This is a genomic window from Streptomyces sp. NPDC030799 (assembly GCF_055572255.1).
In genome coordinates, this window is the sequence record NZ_JBVIDS010000006.1 from 117,927 (window position 1) to 132,354 (window position 14,428).

15 protein-coding genes are annotated in these 14,428 nt (G+C 71.3%); 11 read left to right on the forward strand and 4 right to left on the reverse strand.

All coding sequences use genetic code 11. The features are described 5' to 3' along the window. A partial coding sequence (locus ACZ41I_RS16665) for a hypothetical protein (RefSeq protein ID WP_468514459.1) occupies positions 1-278 on the forward strand: 278 nt, incomplete at its 5' end. 313 nt (positions 279-591) lie between these two features. Here ACZ41I_RS16665 and ku read toward each other — a convergent pair. Continuing rightward, positions 592-1,629 carry a non-homologous end joining protein Ku gene (ku, locus tag ACZ41I_RS16670; RefSeq protein ID WP_468514460.1) on the reverse strand — a complete coding sequence of 346 codons (1,038 nt, stop codon included), beginning with the start codon at positions 1,627-1,629 and terminating at the stop codon, positions 592-594. 70 nt (positions 1,630-1,699) lie between these two features. On the opposite strand from ku, the gene ligD reads away from it, so the two are divergent. Beyond that, positions 1,700-2,587, forward strand: a complete 888-nt coding sequence (gene ligD, locus ACZ41I_RS16675) for a non-homologous end-joining DNA ligase (RefSeq protein WP_468514461.1) — start codon at positions 1,700-1,702, stop codon at positions 2,585-2,587. Positions 2,588-3,187: 600 nt separating this feature from the next. On the opposite strand, the gene ACZ41I_RS16680 is transcribed toward ligD, so the two are convergent. Further along, entirely contained in the window at positions 3,188-3,991 is an 804-nt protein-coding gene (locus ACZ41I_RS16680; protein ID WP_399764570.1) for a nuclease-related domain-containing protein, read from the reverse strand. 101 nt (positions 3,992-4,092) lie between these two features. Between ACZ41I_RS16680 and ACZ41I_RS16685 the strand changes: the two genes are divergently transcribed. From ACZ41I_RS16685 to ACZ41I_RS16705, 5 genes are all read left to right on the forward strand, one after another. Further along, the gene (locus tag ACZ41I_RS16685; RefSeq protein ID WP_363214414.1) at positions 4,093-4,602 is read left to right on the forward strand and encodes a protein-tyrosine phosphatase family protein; all 510 of its coding nucleotides are present in this window, start codon (positions 4,093-4,095) and stop codon (positions 4,600-4,602) included. Positions 4,603-4,711: 109 nt separating this feature from the next. Further along, on the forward strand, positions 4,712-5,527 hold the full coding sequence (locus ACZ41I_RS16690) for a hypothetical protein (protein ID WP_468514462.1): 816 nt from the start codon (positions 4,712-4,714) through the stop codon (positions 5,525-5,527). Next, a complete protein-coding gene (locus ACZ41I_RS16695; protein WP_468514463.1) occupies positions 5,524-6,774 on the forward strand; it encodes an ATP-binding protein in 1,251 nt (416 codons plus the stop codon). Before ACZ41I_RS16690 ends, ACZ41I_RS16695 begins: the two co-directional genes overlap by 4 nt. 114 nt (positions 6,775-6,888) lie before the next feature. Beyond that, positions 6,889-8,250 (forward strand): FtsW/RodA/SpoVE family cell cycle protein, encoded by a 1,362-nt coding sequence (locus tag ACZ41I_RS16700; RefSeq protein ID WP_468514464.1) that lies wholly within the window; start codon positions 6,889-6,891, stop codon positions 8,248-8,250. A 35-nt stretch (positions 8,251-8,285) separates the two neighbouring features. After that, positions 8,286-9,743: a peptidoglycan D,D-transpeptidase FtsI family protein gene (locus ACZ41I_RS16705; RefSeq protein WP_363214495.1), complete on the forward strand. Its 1,458-nt coding sequence runs from the start codon at positions 8,286-8,288 to the stop codon at positions 9,741-9,743. Between the two features lie 5 nt (positions 9,744-9,748). On the opposite strand, the gene ACZ41I_RS16710 is transcribed toward ACZ41I_RS16705, so the two are convergent. Together ACZ41I_RS16710 and ACZ41I_RS16715 are read right to left on the reverse strand one after the other, a co-directional pair. Further along, positions 9,749-10,576, reverse strand: a complete 828-nt coding sequence (locus ACZ41I_RS16710) for a hypothetical protein (RefSeq protein WP_468514589.1) — start codon at positions 10,574-10,576, stop codon at positions 9,749-9,751. 73 nt (positions 10,577-10,649) lie between these two features. Continuing rightward, positions 10,650-11,759, reverse strand: coding sequence for a ferritin-like domain-containing protein (locus ACZ41I_RS16715; protein WP_468514465.1), 1,110 nt, complete (start codon positions 11,757-11,759; stop codon positions 10,650-10,652). Positions 11,760-11,881: 122 nt separating this feature from the next. Between ACZ41I_RS16715 and ACZ41I_RS16720 the strand changes: the two genes are divergently transcribed. The 4 genes from ACZ41I_RS16720 to ACZ41I_RS16735 all read left to right on the forward strand — a co-directional run bounded on the left by ACZ41I_RS16720 (position 11,882) and on the right by ACZ41I_RS16735 (position 14,364). Next, positions 11,882-12,820, forward strand: a complete 939-nt coding sequence (locus ACZ41I_RS16720) for an AurF N-oxygenase family protein (RefSeq protein ID WP_363214419.1) — start codon at positions 11,882-11,884, stop codon at positions 12,818-12,820. Positions 12,821-12,911: 91 nt separating this feature from the next. After that, positions 12,912-13,268: a peptidase inhibitor family I36 protein gene (locus tag ACZ41I_RS16725; RefSeq protein WP_363214420.1), complete on the forward strand. Its 357-nt coding sequence runs from the start codon at positions 12,912-12,914 to the stop codon at positions 13,266-13,268. Positions 13,269-13,397: 129 nt separating this feature from the next. After that, a complete protein-coding gene (locus tag ACZ41I_RS16730; RefSeq protein ID WP_363214421.1) occupies positions 13,398-14,057 on the forward strand; it encodes a TetR/AcrR family transcriptional regulator in 660 nt (219 codons plus the stop codon). A gap of 4 nt (positions 14,058-14,061) precedes the next feature. Continuing rightward, entirely contained in the window at positions 14,062-14,364 is a 303-nt protein-coding gene (locus ACZ41I_RS16735; RefSeq protein WP_399764553.1) for a hypothetical protein, read from the forward strand. Positions 14,365-14,428: the final 64 nt, after the last annotated feature.

The window sequence follows — 14,428 nt, forward strand, 5'->3', positions numbered from 1 at the left end:
CCACCCTCCTCACGCCGACGGCGCATGAGCGCCGCAAGGAGGAGCGGATGCTCGATGATCGACTCCTCACCACCCTCCTCACGCCGACGCGCGAGGGCGGCAAGGAGGAGCGGGTGCTCGATGATCGATTCCTCGCCGCGCTCCTCACGCCGGCTCAGCAACGCTGCCAGCAGAAGCGGACCGAAGGCGGATTCCTCGCCGAACTCTTCCTGGCCTACGCCGGCCTTTTCACGAGTGGGAGTCTCCGTCGCTGCCGTCATGGTTTCCTCTTTCTTTGACGCATGACTCAGCGGAGTGCTCGGCTGATACAGGCAGGCCTCGCCCTCCGCCCTTCAGCGCCATCGTCGAGGTGCGCGACGCCGACCGCATTTCGATCATGCGCCATGTGGCCGCAGAATTCAGGAAACTCGCGCGAGTCGAAAGCAAGGGTCACGGGGCACAGCCTCGTGTCCGGTCCTGCGAGAGGGGCGGGGAACGGGTCGCGGAACCGTATCGGTGTGCGGCTCCGTCGCGCGGGCGCGATCAGCGTGGGCGCAGCCGGAACCAGGGACCGGCCGATCCCCCTACGGATACGGCGCTCAGTGGTCGCCCTCAAGCCGTTCGCCGACGCGACGTCGTCTTCTTCTGGGCCGTCTTCTGAGCCGTCTTCTGGGCCGTCTTCTTGGCCGTGGTCTTCGCCGTGGTCTTCGACGCCGCCGTCTTCTTCGTTCCCTCGGCTGTCTTGGACGTCGACTTCCTCGCCGGTGCTGCCTTCTTCTTGGCCGTGGACGTCGACTTCTTGGCGCCCGCCTCCTTCGGTGCCGACCGGCGTGGCAGGGATCTGACCTCGGCCTCTGCCGGGGTGGGCGGTGCGCCGCGGGACTCGCGGGCTGCCCGCACGCTGTTCTCCAGGGCCGCCATCAGGTCCAGCACCTTGCCCCCGGCGGCCGGCTCGGGCGCCTCCGGTGGGGCCTCGCCGGAGGCCTTCGCGGCGATGACCTCCTCCAGCGCCTCCCGGTACTCGTCGTGCAGGTCCGCCAGGTCGACCTCGCCGAGGGTGTCCATGAGGGCGTCGGCCAGGTCGAGTTCCTTGTCGCGGATGGTGACGGAGGTGTCCGGGGCGACGCCCTCGGGTGCGCGGACCTCGTCCGGCCACAGCAGCCCGTGCATGGCGATGGCGTCCCCGACCACGCGCAGCATGCCGAGGCGTTCGCGGCCGCGCAGCGCGTACTTGGTGATGGCGACCTTGTTGCTGCGTTTGAGGGCCTCGCGCAGGAGGACGTACGGCTTGGCGGCGGGGGCTCCGCCGGCCGCGAGGTAGTACGCCGCGTCCATCTGGAGCGGGTCGATCCGGTCTGCCGGGACGAAGGCGACGATCTCGATCGTGCGGGCCGTGGGGATGGGGAGGTGGGAGAGGTCCTCGTCGCTGATCGGGATGATCGTGCCGTCGGCATCCTCATAGCCCTTGCCGATCTCCGACTGGGTGACCTCCCGCTCCTCCAGTTCGCACACCTTGCGGTAGCGGATGCGGCCGTTGTCCTCGGTGTGGATCTGGCGGAAGGAGATCGCATGACTCTCCGTGGCGTTCACCAGCTTGATCGGGATGCTGACGAGCCCGAAGGAGATGGCGCCGTTCCAGATCGATCGCACGTGCCGCACCCTTCCTGTACCGGGACACCGGTTGCGCCGGTTTCACCCGTTTTTCTGGGATTGTCATCTTATGACGCCCATGACAGAGGTGGAGGGGCGGCGGGTCGCCCTCAGCAACCTGGAGAAGGTGCTGTATCCGGAGACCGGCTTCACCAAGGCGGAGCTGGTGCACTACTACGCGACCAGCGCCGAGGTGCTGCTGCCGCATCTGCGCGACCGGGCCGTGTCCTTCCTGCGCTATCCGGACGGCCCGGAGGGCCAGCTGTTCTTCACCAAGAACGTGCCGCCGGGCACGCCCGAGTGGGTCACGACCGCCGAGGTGCCGCGGTCGTCGGCGGACAGCCCGGCCCGGATGGTGGTGGTGCAGGATCTGCCGAGCCTGGTCTGGGCGGCGAATCTCGTCGCCGAGTTCCACACCCATCAGTGGCTGGTGCAGGCTCCGGACGAGGCCGACCGGCTGGTCTTCGACCTCGACCCGGGCGCGCCCGCGACCGTCGTGCACTGCTGCGAGGTGGCGCTGTGGCTGCGGGAGAGGCTCGCGGCGGACGGCATCGAGGCGTATCCGAAGACGGCCGGTTCGAAGGGGCTGCATCTGCTGGCGGCGGTGCGCGGGGGTTCGTCCGAACGGACGAGTGAGTACGCGAAAGCACTCGCCGTGGAGGCCGAGCGGGCGATGCCGCGGCTGGTGGTGCACCGGATGACGAAGAGCCTCCGGCCGGGGAAGGTGTTCGTCGACTGGAGCCAGAACGCGGCCCGCAAGACCACGGCCACGCCCTACACCCTGCGCGCCCGCCGGGCCCCGCTGGTCTCGGCACCGGTGACCTGGGCGGAGGTGGCCGACTGCCGGAGCCCCGGGCAGCTGGAATTCCTGGCCGGTGACATCGCACCACGGCTGCAGGATCACGGGGATCTGCTGGCACCGCTGCTGGATGCGGGGACGGCGGCGCCCTTGCCCTGACGTGGGCGGTCACCCCCGCCGCTCCTACCCGTCCGGCGAGGGTGCTCCACCCCCTGCGACCCCTGCGGGGCTGCTCGCCCGTGCGACCCGTGCCGGGCCGCTGCCGCCGCCCCCTGCACCCCTGCCCGGCGGCTGCCGCCCCGCGCAACGCCTGCAGCGGGCCGCCATCCCTGCCCCCGGCTCGGCGACTGCCGCCCCATACAACGCCCGCCGCGCGCCGCCATCCCTGCCCCCGCCGAGCACTGCCGGCCCCTACGACCACCTGCCGCGGGCCACTGTCCTTGCCCCCGCCCGGCGGCCGCCGCCCCGCACTACGCCCACCGCGGCCCGCCATCCCCTCGACCCCGTGCTCGGGCTGCCGCCCCCTACAACCCCAGCCGGCGATGACCGCCCCTCACCCTCTGCCAGCCGTGACTGCCCCTGTCCGCCTGATGGCGCTGCCACCCCCACACCCCCGCCTCAGTCTGAACAGCCCGCCCTCAAGCACCGGGCAAGCCGCTCAGCCGAGACCGCTCACGCCCTCCCCCGTCTACTCAGGGGCCCTCCCCCATCCACCCTCACGCCCTACCCCCTGCTCTCCCACCCTCTCCCATCCGGTCCTCACACCCTCCCCCACGTATTCCGATCCCTGGCCATCCCATGCAGCGCCTCCACGTCCGCCGGTTTCAGGACGCCGCCGAGCCGGGACAGGGCCGGCAGGTCCGTGTCCTGGAGGATGCGTACTGCTCGGGGCTGGGTGGTCAGGGTCAGCTCGGCCGGGCCCGCCAGGGCCAGCAGCGGGCGCACCTCGGCGGTCAGGGCGTAGGAGGCCCGGTCGGCGACGAGCCGCAGTCGGCGCAGCAGCGGCTCGGGGTCGCGGCGGCCCACGGTGACCATGGGGTCGGCGATCTGGACCCGGGACTTGCGGGCGTACAGGGCGTGTACGGCGAACAGGCCGCCGGGGCCGAGCAGCAGGTGGTGGATGCGGTCGCCGCCGGGGAGGGGGACGGAGTGCAGGGTGTGCCAGCCGGCGCCCTCCAGGGTGTCCAGGGCGGTACCGATGATCTCCTCGGCGGCCAGGGCGCGGCGGCGCGGGTCGGGGCGCAGCCGGTGGGCGGGGCCGGGGTCGCGTTCGAGGGCGACGAGGAGGGTCTCGCCGGGGCGGTTGGGCGCGAGGTCGTCGTCCGGGTGCAGGGTCAGCCGGGCCAGTTCCGCGGGGGTGGGTACCGGGGGCGGTCCTACGGTCACCGGGCCGGTCAGGAAGGGTTTCAGGGCGTGGAGTACGTCGTCCCTGTTGTCCTCGCCGAGCAGATTGACCCGGCCGGTCTCACGGTCGTACCAGGCGACATTGCTTCCGTCCGGGCGGCAGACGTACAGCCGTTCCCGCCCGTGCCGATAGGCCGGCACCACGCGCAGTGCGCTCATGCGCCATCACCCCTCGGACCATGGGAACAGGCGGGGTGCTCCCGGGGCAAGACCGGTTACCGTGGAGGGCGGGCCCACGAGGGGGAGTTGGGGAGGCGCCGGTGCGGATGCGCGGAAAGCAGCCCGACGTACCGGCTCCGGAGAGCCCGTGGCACGAGATCGTGCCGGGTCTGTGGATGGGCGGGCATGAGTTCCGGGGCCGTTCGGGACGGCCGGAGCTTGCCGTCGTGCGGGATGAGTTCGATGTGGTGCAGACGCTGCTGCGGCTGCCGGGATACGGCCCCGCTCCGGGGGTCGAGCACCATGTGTGGCCGATTCCGGACGGCCCGCTGGACGGGACGCAGCTCGCCGGGGTGATCCGGCTGGCCCGGGCGGCGAACGAGGCGCTGGACGCCGGCCGCCGGGTTCTCGTGCGCTGTTACCACGGGTACAACCGCTCGGGCCTGGTCGTCGCCCACGCGCTTGTCCAGCGGGGGCACGCCTCGCCCGACGAGGTGATCCAGCTGATCCGGGCCCGGCGCTCGGCCTGGGCGCTGCACAACGAGCTGTTCGTGGAGTACCTGCGCGCGGGCCTGTCGACGGTGCGACTGCTGGAGGAGCTGGCCGAGTAGCCTCTCTTCCAGCATCACTCCGACGGGTGCAAAAACGACTTATCTATCAAATTCCGTCTAGACATAAGGTGGACGGGGCCCCGACCGACCCCGACGCCCCAGGAGCACCGTGTCAGCCCGCCGTCCCGCGCGCACCGCCTTCACCGTGGCCGTCGTCGCCGTACTGTCGGCGACGGCGGCGGCCTGCGGGGACGCCGGTGGGCTGCAGGGCGCGGGCGCGACCCCCACCGCCGTCAGCCCGGTCAAGCTCTGGCCCGACCTGCGCCCCGCCTCCAGCCCGGCGTACCCCTACGACGTGGCGACCAGGGAGGTCGTCAAAGGGATCACGGTCCCCGGTGACGACATCCGGTCCGTGGACCCGGTGGCCGTGGTCGAGGCCGAGGTCAAGGCGCATCCGGGCGACTACGGGTCGAAGGGGGCGTATCACGCGACCGTGGACCGGCTGAAGGACTGCCGGCCCGGCGGCGACCGGGCCCGCTGTCCGCTGCTGAAGCCGTACTACCGGGACCTCACGGGTGACGGCCGGGACGACATGACGCTCGGCTTCCGGCTCTACCCGACCAACCAGACGGGCGTGCGGGTCTACACCGTCGAGAAGCACAAGCTGGTGAAGGTGCTGACCGACAACGACGCGATCATCGGGGTGGAGCTGGCCGGCCGGACGCTGATCGAGCGCTCACCGGGCGACATCTCCGGGTACGAGTACCGCGCCACCTGGGTGTGGGACCCGGAGCAGCGCGCGATGGTGTTCTCCCGCGACGAGTTCCTGCGCACCGGTGAGGGGCGGCACGCCAAGAAGGCCTCGCCGACGCCGTCGGCCTCCTCGTCCACTCCGTCCCCCTCCGTCCCCTCCCACGCCCCGTCCCCCTCCTCCGGCTCCGCCCCGGCCTCCGCCCCCGCTTCGCCCTCGGCGAGTGCGCGATGAGGCTCGTGCTTCCCCGGTGGGCCGGGCCGCTCGCCGTGAAGGCGGCCGCCTTCATCACGGTGATGTGCTGTGCACTGGCCGCGCTGCTCGGTGTCCTGGTGCACGTCTCGGTGACCAACCAGACCGTCGGCCAGGCCCGCAGCCTGGCCCTGTCCAAGCTCGCGGACGCCACCCAGGCGTACGAGGCCGGGGACGCGCTGCTGCCGAACGCCGGCGTGGACCCCCGGGGCCTGCCGGCGTCGCTGCGGACGCTGGCGGCGGCCGGCAACCGCGGCACCATGGTCTCCTCGCACGACGGGCGCCCGACCATGTGGGCGGCGGGCCCGGTCGCCGGGCACCGGGCGCTCGCCGTGGCGGTCGACTACTCGCAGCAGGCCCGCACCATCGACGGGCTCGACCACTCGATCATGTGGTCGTCCGGTCTCGCGATCGGGGCGACGGTGCTGGTCGGCGTGTTCGCGGTGACCCGGGTGACCCGGCGGCTGCACGCCACCGCACGTGTGGCCCGGCGGATCAGCGCGGGAGACCTCGACTCGCGCGTCGACGACCCTCGTACGAAGGACCCGTCCCGCCCGCAGGACGAGGTGGCCGCGGTGGCCGCCGCCCTGGACACGATGGCCTCGTCGCTGCAGAGCAAGCTGCTGAGCGAGCAGCGCTTCACCGCGGACGTGGCGCATGAGCTGCGCACCCCGCTGACCGGGCTGCACGCGGCGGCGGAGCTGCTGCCGCCGGGCCGGCCGACGGAGCTGGTGCGGGACCGGGTCGCGGCGCTGCGCACACTCACCGAGGACCTGCTGGAGATCTCCCGGCTGGACACCGGCCGGGAACGGCTCGAGGTGGACACCGAGGAGCTGGCGGCGCTGGCCCGGCGGGTGGTGCGGGCCTCGGGCACCGACACCGAGGTGCGCGTCCTGGCCGACGCGCGGGTGGAGACCGATCGGCGGCGGCTGGAGCGGGTGCTGGGGAATCTGGTGGCCAACGCGCACAAGCACGGGGCACCACCGGTGGTGGTGACGGTGAACGGGGCCGTGGTGACCGTACGGGACCACGGGGGCGGGTATCCGGATTATCTGCTGGCGCATGGGCCGCAGCGGTTCCGCACGGAGGGCGGGGCGACCGGGCACGGGCTGGGGCTGACGATTGCCCTGGGGCAGGCGGAGGTATTGGGGGCGCGCCTGTTCTTTGCGAACGCGATCGACGGTGGGGCCGTGGCCACGCTGGTCCTGCCGCTGGTCGAGGGGCGCTAGGAAGCGTCGTTCGGATCATCCCGGCGTCGCGGGGTCCGGCACGCACATCGGCCGCGTTGTCGTCCCTCGGGGCCGCTCCGAGCGCAAGACGCCCTATTTGGGTAGGTTCCCGGCATGACGAAGGCCGGAACCACCGTGGCGGCGGCGCAGACTCCCACGCCTGCCGTCCGCCTCCCCCGGCGCCGTGGCATCGAACTGTCCCTGATCCTGCTGGCGGTACTGCTGTCGGTGTACGGCTACTGCGCGGTGGGTCTGGCGCGGACCGGCACCGTCCCGCCCGGAGCCGCCGGTTACGGCGCCGGGCTCGCGGTGCTCGCGGTGTGCGCGCATCTCGCGGTGCGCATCCGGGCCCCGTACGCCGATCCGCTGTTCCTGCCGATCGGGGTGCTGCTCAACGGGCTCGGGCTGGTCCTGATCTACCGGCTGGACCGGGAGACCCCGCACGACCAGGCCGCCCCGGCCCAGCTCGTGTGGTCCACGCTCGGCATCGGGCTGTTCATCGTCGTCGTACTGGTGCTGCGCGACCACCGGATGCTCCAGCGGTACTCGTATGTGTGCGTGGCCGCCGCGCTCGGGCTGCTGGCGCTGCCGATCCTGTTCCCGGCGGTCAACGGCGCCCGTATCTGGATCCGGATCGCCGGGTTCTCCATCCAGCCGGGCGAGTTCGCGAAGGTGCTGCTCGCGGTGTTCTTCGCCGCCTATCTGGCCGCGAACCGCAGCGCGCTCTCGTACACGGGCCGCCGGCTGTGGCGGTTGCAGTTCCCGACCGGGCGGGTGCTCGGGCCGATCGTGACGATCTGGCTGCTGAGCGTCGGGGTGCTGGTGCTGGAGCGGGATCTGGGCACCTCGCTGCTGTTCTTCGGGCTGTTCGTGGTGCTGCTGTACGTCGCCACGGGGCGGACCGGCTGGATCGCGGTGGGGCTGGTGCTGGCCGTGCTGGGGGCCGTCGCCGTGGGACGCCTCGAACCGCATGTGAACCAGCGGATCGAGGACTGGCTGCATCCCTTCGCCACCATCGAGGCCGGGCAGGGGCCGAACCAGCTCTCCCAGTCGCTGTTCGCCTTCGCCGCCGGCGGGATCCTCGGCACCGGGCTCGGGCTCGGGCACTCGATCCTCATCGGCTTCGCCACCAAGTCGGACTTCATCCTGGCCACGGCCGGCGAGGAGCTCGGGCTCACGGGGCTCGCGGCGGTCATCCTGCTCTACGCCCTGCTGGTGGAGCGCGGCTATCGGGCGGGGCGGGCCCTGCGGGAGCCCTTCGGCCGGCTCCTCGCGGTCGGGCTCGCCTCCATCCTGGCGCTGCAGGTGTTCGTGATCGCGGGCGGGGTCACCGGGCTGATCCCGCTGACCGGTATGGCGATGCCGTTCCTCGCCCAGGGCGGCTCCTCGGTGGTCACCAACTGGACGATCGTGGCGCTGCTGATCCGGGTGAGCGATTCGGCGCGCAGCCAGTACGACGGCCGGGAGGCCCGGTGAGCGAGTACGGCGGCTTCCACGAGGGCGGGCGGCCGATGGCGCGGTACATCCGGCACGCCTGCGCGTTCTGCACGCTGCTGCTGGCGGCCCTGCTGGTCAATGCGGCCCGCGTGCAGGTGGTGCAGTCCGGTCTCTACGACGGCAACCCGGCCAACCGCCGTGCCGAGATCGCCCGTTACGGCCAGCCGCGCGGTGACATCCTGGTCGGCGACGAGCCGGTCACCGGATCCGTGGACACCGGCGAGCAGCTGCGCTACGAACGCACCTACAAGAACGGCCCGTTGTACGCCCCGGTCACCGGCTTCGCCTCCCAGTCGTACGGCACCACGTTCCTGGAGCACGCCGGGGACGGGGTGCTTTCCGGCACCGATCCGATGCTGTCGCCGCTGCCGCTGTGGAACGACGTGACGCGCGGGGGCCGCGCCGCCGGGAACATCGTCACGACGCTGCACCGGGGTGCGCAGGAGGCGGCGTACCGGGGGCTCGCCGGGCGCAAGGGCGCGGTGGCCGCGATCGAGCCGGCCACGGGCCGGATCCTGGCGCTGGTGTCGAGTCCGTCGTACGACCCCGGGGAGCTGTCCGGCAACGGCGAGGCGGTGACCTCGGCGTGGGCGCGGCTCAACCACGACCCGGAGAAGCCGATGCTCAACCGGGCGGTGCGGCAGACCTATCCACCGGGGTCGACGTTCAAGGTGGTCAGCGCGGCGGCGGCGCTGGACGCGGGCGTGGTCACCGACCTGGACGCGCGCACCCACTCCCCCGACCCCTACCGGCTGCCCGGCACCAGGACCGTTCTGACCAACGAGGCCGACGACTGCCGGGACGCCTCACTGCGGTCGGCCTTCGAGTGGTCCTGCAACACGGTGTTCGCCAAGCTCGGTGTGGACGTCGGGGTGAAGGGCATGGTGACCACGGCGAACGCGTTCGGGTTCAACGACACCGGGCTGCGCATCCCGTTCTCCGTCGCGCCCAGCACCTTCGACGCGCACGTGGACCGGGCGCAGCTGGCGCTGTCCTCGATCGGGCAGTACAACACGCGGGCCACGCCGCTGCAGATGGCGATGGTGGCCTCGGCGGTGGCGAACGGCGGACAGCTGCGGTCGCCGTACCTGGTGGACCGGACGACCCGGCGCGGCGGGGAGACGGTCGCCGGGAGCGGGACGCATCCGGTGCGGCAGGTGATGAAGCCCTCGACGGCCGCGCGGTTGAAGGAGCTGATGATGGATGTGGTCCAGGAGGGCACCGGCACCCGGGCGGCCATCCCCGGTGCCCTGGTCGGCGGCAAGACCGGCACCGCGCAGCACGGGGTCGGCAACGCCGGTGTGCCGTACGCCTGGTTCGTCTCCTGGGCGCAGGCCGACAATTCCCTGGAGCCGCAGGTGGCGGTCGCGGTGGTGGTGGAGGACGCCTCCGCGGACCGCGGCGAGATCAGCGGCGGTGGGGACGCGGCGCCGATCGCACGGGACGTGATGCGGGCCGTTCTGGGCCGGTGAGACGCTCAGCCGATCGGTTCGACCGCCTCGGAACGGATCTGGAGGGTGACCTTCGCGTAGAAGGCGAGGTCCACGTCGGACGGGTCCTGCCGGGCCGTCTTGGCGGTGATCCACCCGACCGCGGCTCCGGTATTGCCGTCGTTCCAGGCGCACAGGGGGTAGGTCAGGGTCGCGCCGAACCTCTTCTGCGTCAGCACTTCACAGCTGACCGTGGGCGAGCCGTCCTGGGTGAAGTCCCTGCGCGGCGCGGCCATCGTCACGCCCTGTGCCTCGGATGCGCCCTTCAGCATGTTGCGACGGGCCTCGTCGCTGTTCCTGAACCGGCCGTACATGCCCGACACCGCCAGTGTGCCCCTGGTCGCGTCGCCGCCCAGGTCGTAGGTGCCGACGACACCGCGGGTGTCCTTGGCGTCCCAGGCGCCGTCCGCCTCGTCCTCGATCTTCTTGCCCTCGGAGTCGGAGAGGTCCCGGGCGAGCTGGAACCTGCCGTCCAGCAGCGTCCTGGGCAGGGTGAGCTTGTTCTTCGCCTCGGGAAAGCCGCTCCCGGCCAGCGCCCCGATGAGCACGAGCCCCACGACGCCCGCCGTGACGACTCCGCCCACGATCCCGAGCACCAGCCCGACCCGCCGCTTCTTCGGCGGCGGGGCCATCGGCGGCATGCCCCAGGCGGCGTACGGCTGCTGGGTGTGGAGCTGGGGCGGGTACGGCTGCTGCTGCGGCGGATACGGGGCGCCGTACGGGCCGGGGACGGCCTGCGGGGGCCGGCCGTACGGGGGCTGCGGCTGCTGTCCGTACGGGGGCTGCGGCTGGTTCGGGTACTGCGGCGGCGGCATGGACACGTCGGCACGCTACTGCACCCGGGTGAAAGCCCCGGCAGTCACCTGGGCCACGCGGCCCGTTGCCGGCTCAGGCCTCCGCCGCCCCGGCCTCGATCGCGTCCCGCACCTCCGCGATCCGGTCCCGCTCCTCGGCGGCGAAGCGCTCCGCGTCCAGTTGCTCGGCCAGTTCTTCGTCCTGGGCCATCAGCAGGTCCAGGTTGGAGTCGCCCATCTCGAAGACACCCATGTCGACATAGGCCTGCTGCAGCCGCTTGCCCCACAGGCCGATGTCCTTGACGCAGGGCACGATCCGGCTGAACAGCAGCCTGCGGAACAGCTGCAGGAACTCGGAGCGCTCGCTCAGCGCCTCCGCCTCCGCCTTGGGGATGCCGAAGTTCTCCAGGACCTCGACGCCCCGGAGCCGGTCGCGCATCAGATAGCAGCCCTCGATCACGAACTCCTCGCGCTCGCGCAGTTCGGCGTCGGTGAGCTGCTTGTAGTAGTCCCTCAGCGCCAGCCGGCCGAAGGCCACGTGCCGGGCCTCGTCCTGCATGACGTAGGTCAGGATCTGCTTGGGCAGCGGCTTGTCGGTGGTGTCGCGGATCATCCCGAACGCGGCCAGCGCCAGGCCCTCGATGAGCACCTGCATGCCCAGGTACGGCATGTCCCAGCGGCTGTCGCGCAGGGTGTCGCCGAGGAGGGACTGCAGGTTGTCGTTGATCGGATAGACCATGCCTATCTTCTCGCGCAGGAACCGGCCGTAGATCTCGGCGTGCCGGGCCTCGTCCATCGTCTGGGTGGCGGAGTAGAACTTGGCGTCCAGGTCGGGCACCGACTCCACGATCCGCGCGGCGCAGATCATCGCGCCCTGCTCGCCGTGCAGGAACTGGCTGAACTGCCAGGAGGCGTAGTGGCGCCGCAGCTCGCCCTTGTCCTTGTCGGTCAGCTTGTCCCAGTACCTGGTGCCGTACAGGGACATCGCCTCCTCGGGGGTGCCGAGCGCGTCGTACGGGTCGACCTCCAGGTTCCAGTCGATGCGGGTCCGCCCGTCCCACTGCTTGTCCTTGCCCTTCTGGTACAGGGCGAGGAGGCGGTCGCGGCCGTCGTCGTACTCCCAGCTGAAGCGGGCGGCGCCGGTCGCGGGCACCTCCCAGGGGGAGGTTCCGGGGTCGTTGGCGTACAGGTCATGGGTCGGCATACCTCGCAGGCTCACACGTAGACGCGAAGTCAACAAGTCATGCGCAAGGGATTGACGGTCTTGCTGACAAGCAGTCTCATAAGAGGCGGAAGACGTACCCCGGGTAACGAGGTGAGGGAGCCATGACGACCCTGACGGAAGCGGACGCGCTGGACGGCCTGCGCGACGCGCTCGGCCTGCTCAAGGACCGGGAGCAGGTGGCCGAACGGCTGCTGGTCTCCTCCGCCAAGCACTCCTTCGACCCGGACGAGGAGCTGGACTGGGACGCGCCCTTCGAGGAGGGCAAGTGGTTCTGGCCGCCGGAGCTGGTCTCGCTCTACGACACCCCGATGTGGCGGCAGATGTCGGAGGAGCAGCGCATCCTGCTCTCCCAGCACGAGGCGGCGGCGCTCGCCTCGCTCGGTATCTGGTTCGAGATCATCCTGATGCAGCTGCTGGTCCGGCACATCTACGACAAGGCGGCGACGAGTGCGCACGTGCGCTACGCGCTCACCGAGATCGAGGACGAGTGCCGGCACTCGAAGATGTTCGCGCGGCTGATCGCGCGGGGGGACGCGCCCTGGTACCCGGTGAGCCGGGCTCACCAGAACCTCGGCCGCCTCTTCAAGACCATCTCCACAACCCCCGGTTCCTTCACCGCCACTCTCCTCGGTGAGGAGGTCCTGGACTGGATGCAGCGGCTGACGTTCCCGGACGAGCGGGTGCAGCCCCTGATCCGGGGGGTCACGCGCATCCATGTGGTCGAGGAGGCCCGCCACGTCCGGTACGCCCGTGAGGAGCTGCGGCGCCAGATGATGACGGCGCCGAAGTGGTCGCAGGAGTTCACCCGGGTCACGTCCGGGGAGTTCGCCCGGGTGTTCTCGGTCGCCTTCGTGAATCCCGAGGTGTACACGAACGTGGGCCTGGACAAGCGGGAGGCGATGGCCCAGGTGAAGGCCAGTGCGCATCGCCGCGAGGTCATGCAGACCGGCGCAAAGCGGCTCACCGACTTCCTGGACGACATCGGGGTGCTCCGGGGGGTCGGCAGGCGGCTGTGGAAGGCCTCCGGGTTGCTTGCGTGAAGGGGTGGTTAGACTGGCGAGGCGGCCGGGATGATCATGTGATGAATCGTGGCCGCAGTCGTCAACCATCTTTCATTCCACGGGGTTTACAGTGACTTTCCTCAAGCACATGGCCCGCTCGGCGGGTGTGATGGCCGCAGCCGGATGCATCGGCGTGGCCGTCATGACCACCCCCGCCCACGCGGCGAGCGGGGACTGCGAGAAGAACTACACGTGCGTGTGGTCCAAGGAGCACTACACGGGCCGGTACGGAAAGGTGAACACCCAGCTCGGCGCCTGCAACAACAGCCGCTCCGTGCCCATCCGGTCGATCAACAACAACACCCGGCACATGCTCAACCTGTATTCGAAGACGGGCTGCAAGGGCAAGGTCTTCTCGATGAACTGGGGCGTGAAGGTGCCCGACGGCTTCCCCTTCGGTGTCATGAGCTTCAAGGGCGTCAACTAGGGGTGTCGTTCGGATCGGGCCGGCCGTGACGAGCGGTGCCGACCGGCGGGATGATCCAAACGACATCCCCCAGTCCCACGCCCACCGGGCACCCGGCACCCCCACCGCCCGGCGACTACGCTGCGAGGCATGACCCCGCAGGCCACCACCCCCGCCTACCGTCGGCTCAGTGTCGAGGAGCGGCGCAGTCAGCTCCTCGCCGCCGCGCTCTCCCTCTTCGCGCACCGCGCACCGGAGGACGTGTCACTGGACGACGTGGCGGAGGCGGCGGGGGTCTCCCGCCCGCTGGTGTACCGGTACTTCCCCGGCGGCAAGCAGCAGCTGTACGAGGCCGCGCTGCGCTCCGCCGCCGAAGAGCTGCAGCTGTGCTTCGACGAGCCCCACGAGGGCCCCCTGCTGGCCCGCCTGTCCCACGCCCTGGACCGCTATCTGGCCTTCGTCGACGAGCACGACACCGGCTTCAGCGCGCTGCTGCAGGGCGGCAGCGTGGTGGAGACCTCACGGACCACGGCCATCGTCGACGGGGTGCGCCGGGCCGCCGCCGAGCACATCCACGGCCACCTCGGCGTCACCGACCCCGGCCCCCGGCTGCGCATGACCGTCCGGACGTGGATCACGGCCGTGGAGGCGGCCTCCCTGATCTGGCTGGACGAGGACAAGCAGCCCCCGGTCGAGGAGCTGCGCGACTGGCTGGTGGAGCAGTTCCAGGCCATGCTCACGGTCACCGCCGGCCGGGACCCGCAGACGGCCGCCGTCGTCGGCGCGCTCGCCCGCAATGACCGAGACTGAAGCCGTGAAGAGTCAGGACACCCCCTTCGAGGGCGGCCCCATGGACGGGCGCGTACTGCCGGTCCTGGTCGGCCCCACCGGGCACCCCCCGAAGACGTACCGCATCCCCGTCCCGGACCCGGGCGGCGGCCCGGCGACAGAGCTCGTCTACCGCCGCGTGCCGCGCGGACACAGCAGGCGGCTCGGCCTGATCCAGGGGTGGAAGTACCAGTACGACCCGGACGACACCTCCGGCGGCAGGCTCCGGTGGCCCTGGTCCAAGCCACAGGGCACGCCGTCCGGCAAGCCGGACGACGCGAACGGGTGACAGGCTTGCGCCGAACCGCGCACGCGCGGGGCGCGGCCCGCGCGGACACGTCTGATTATCACGT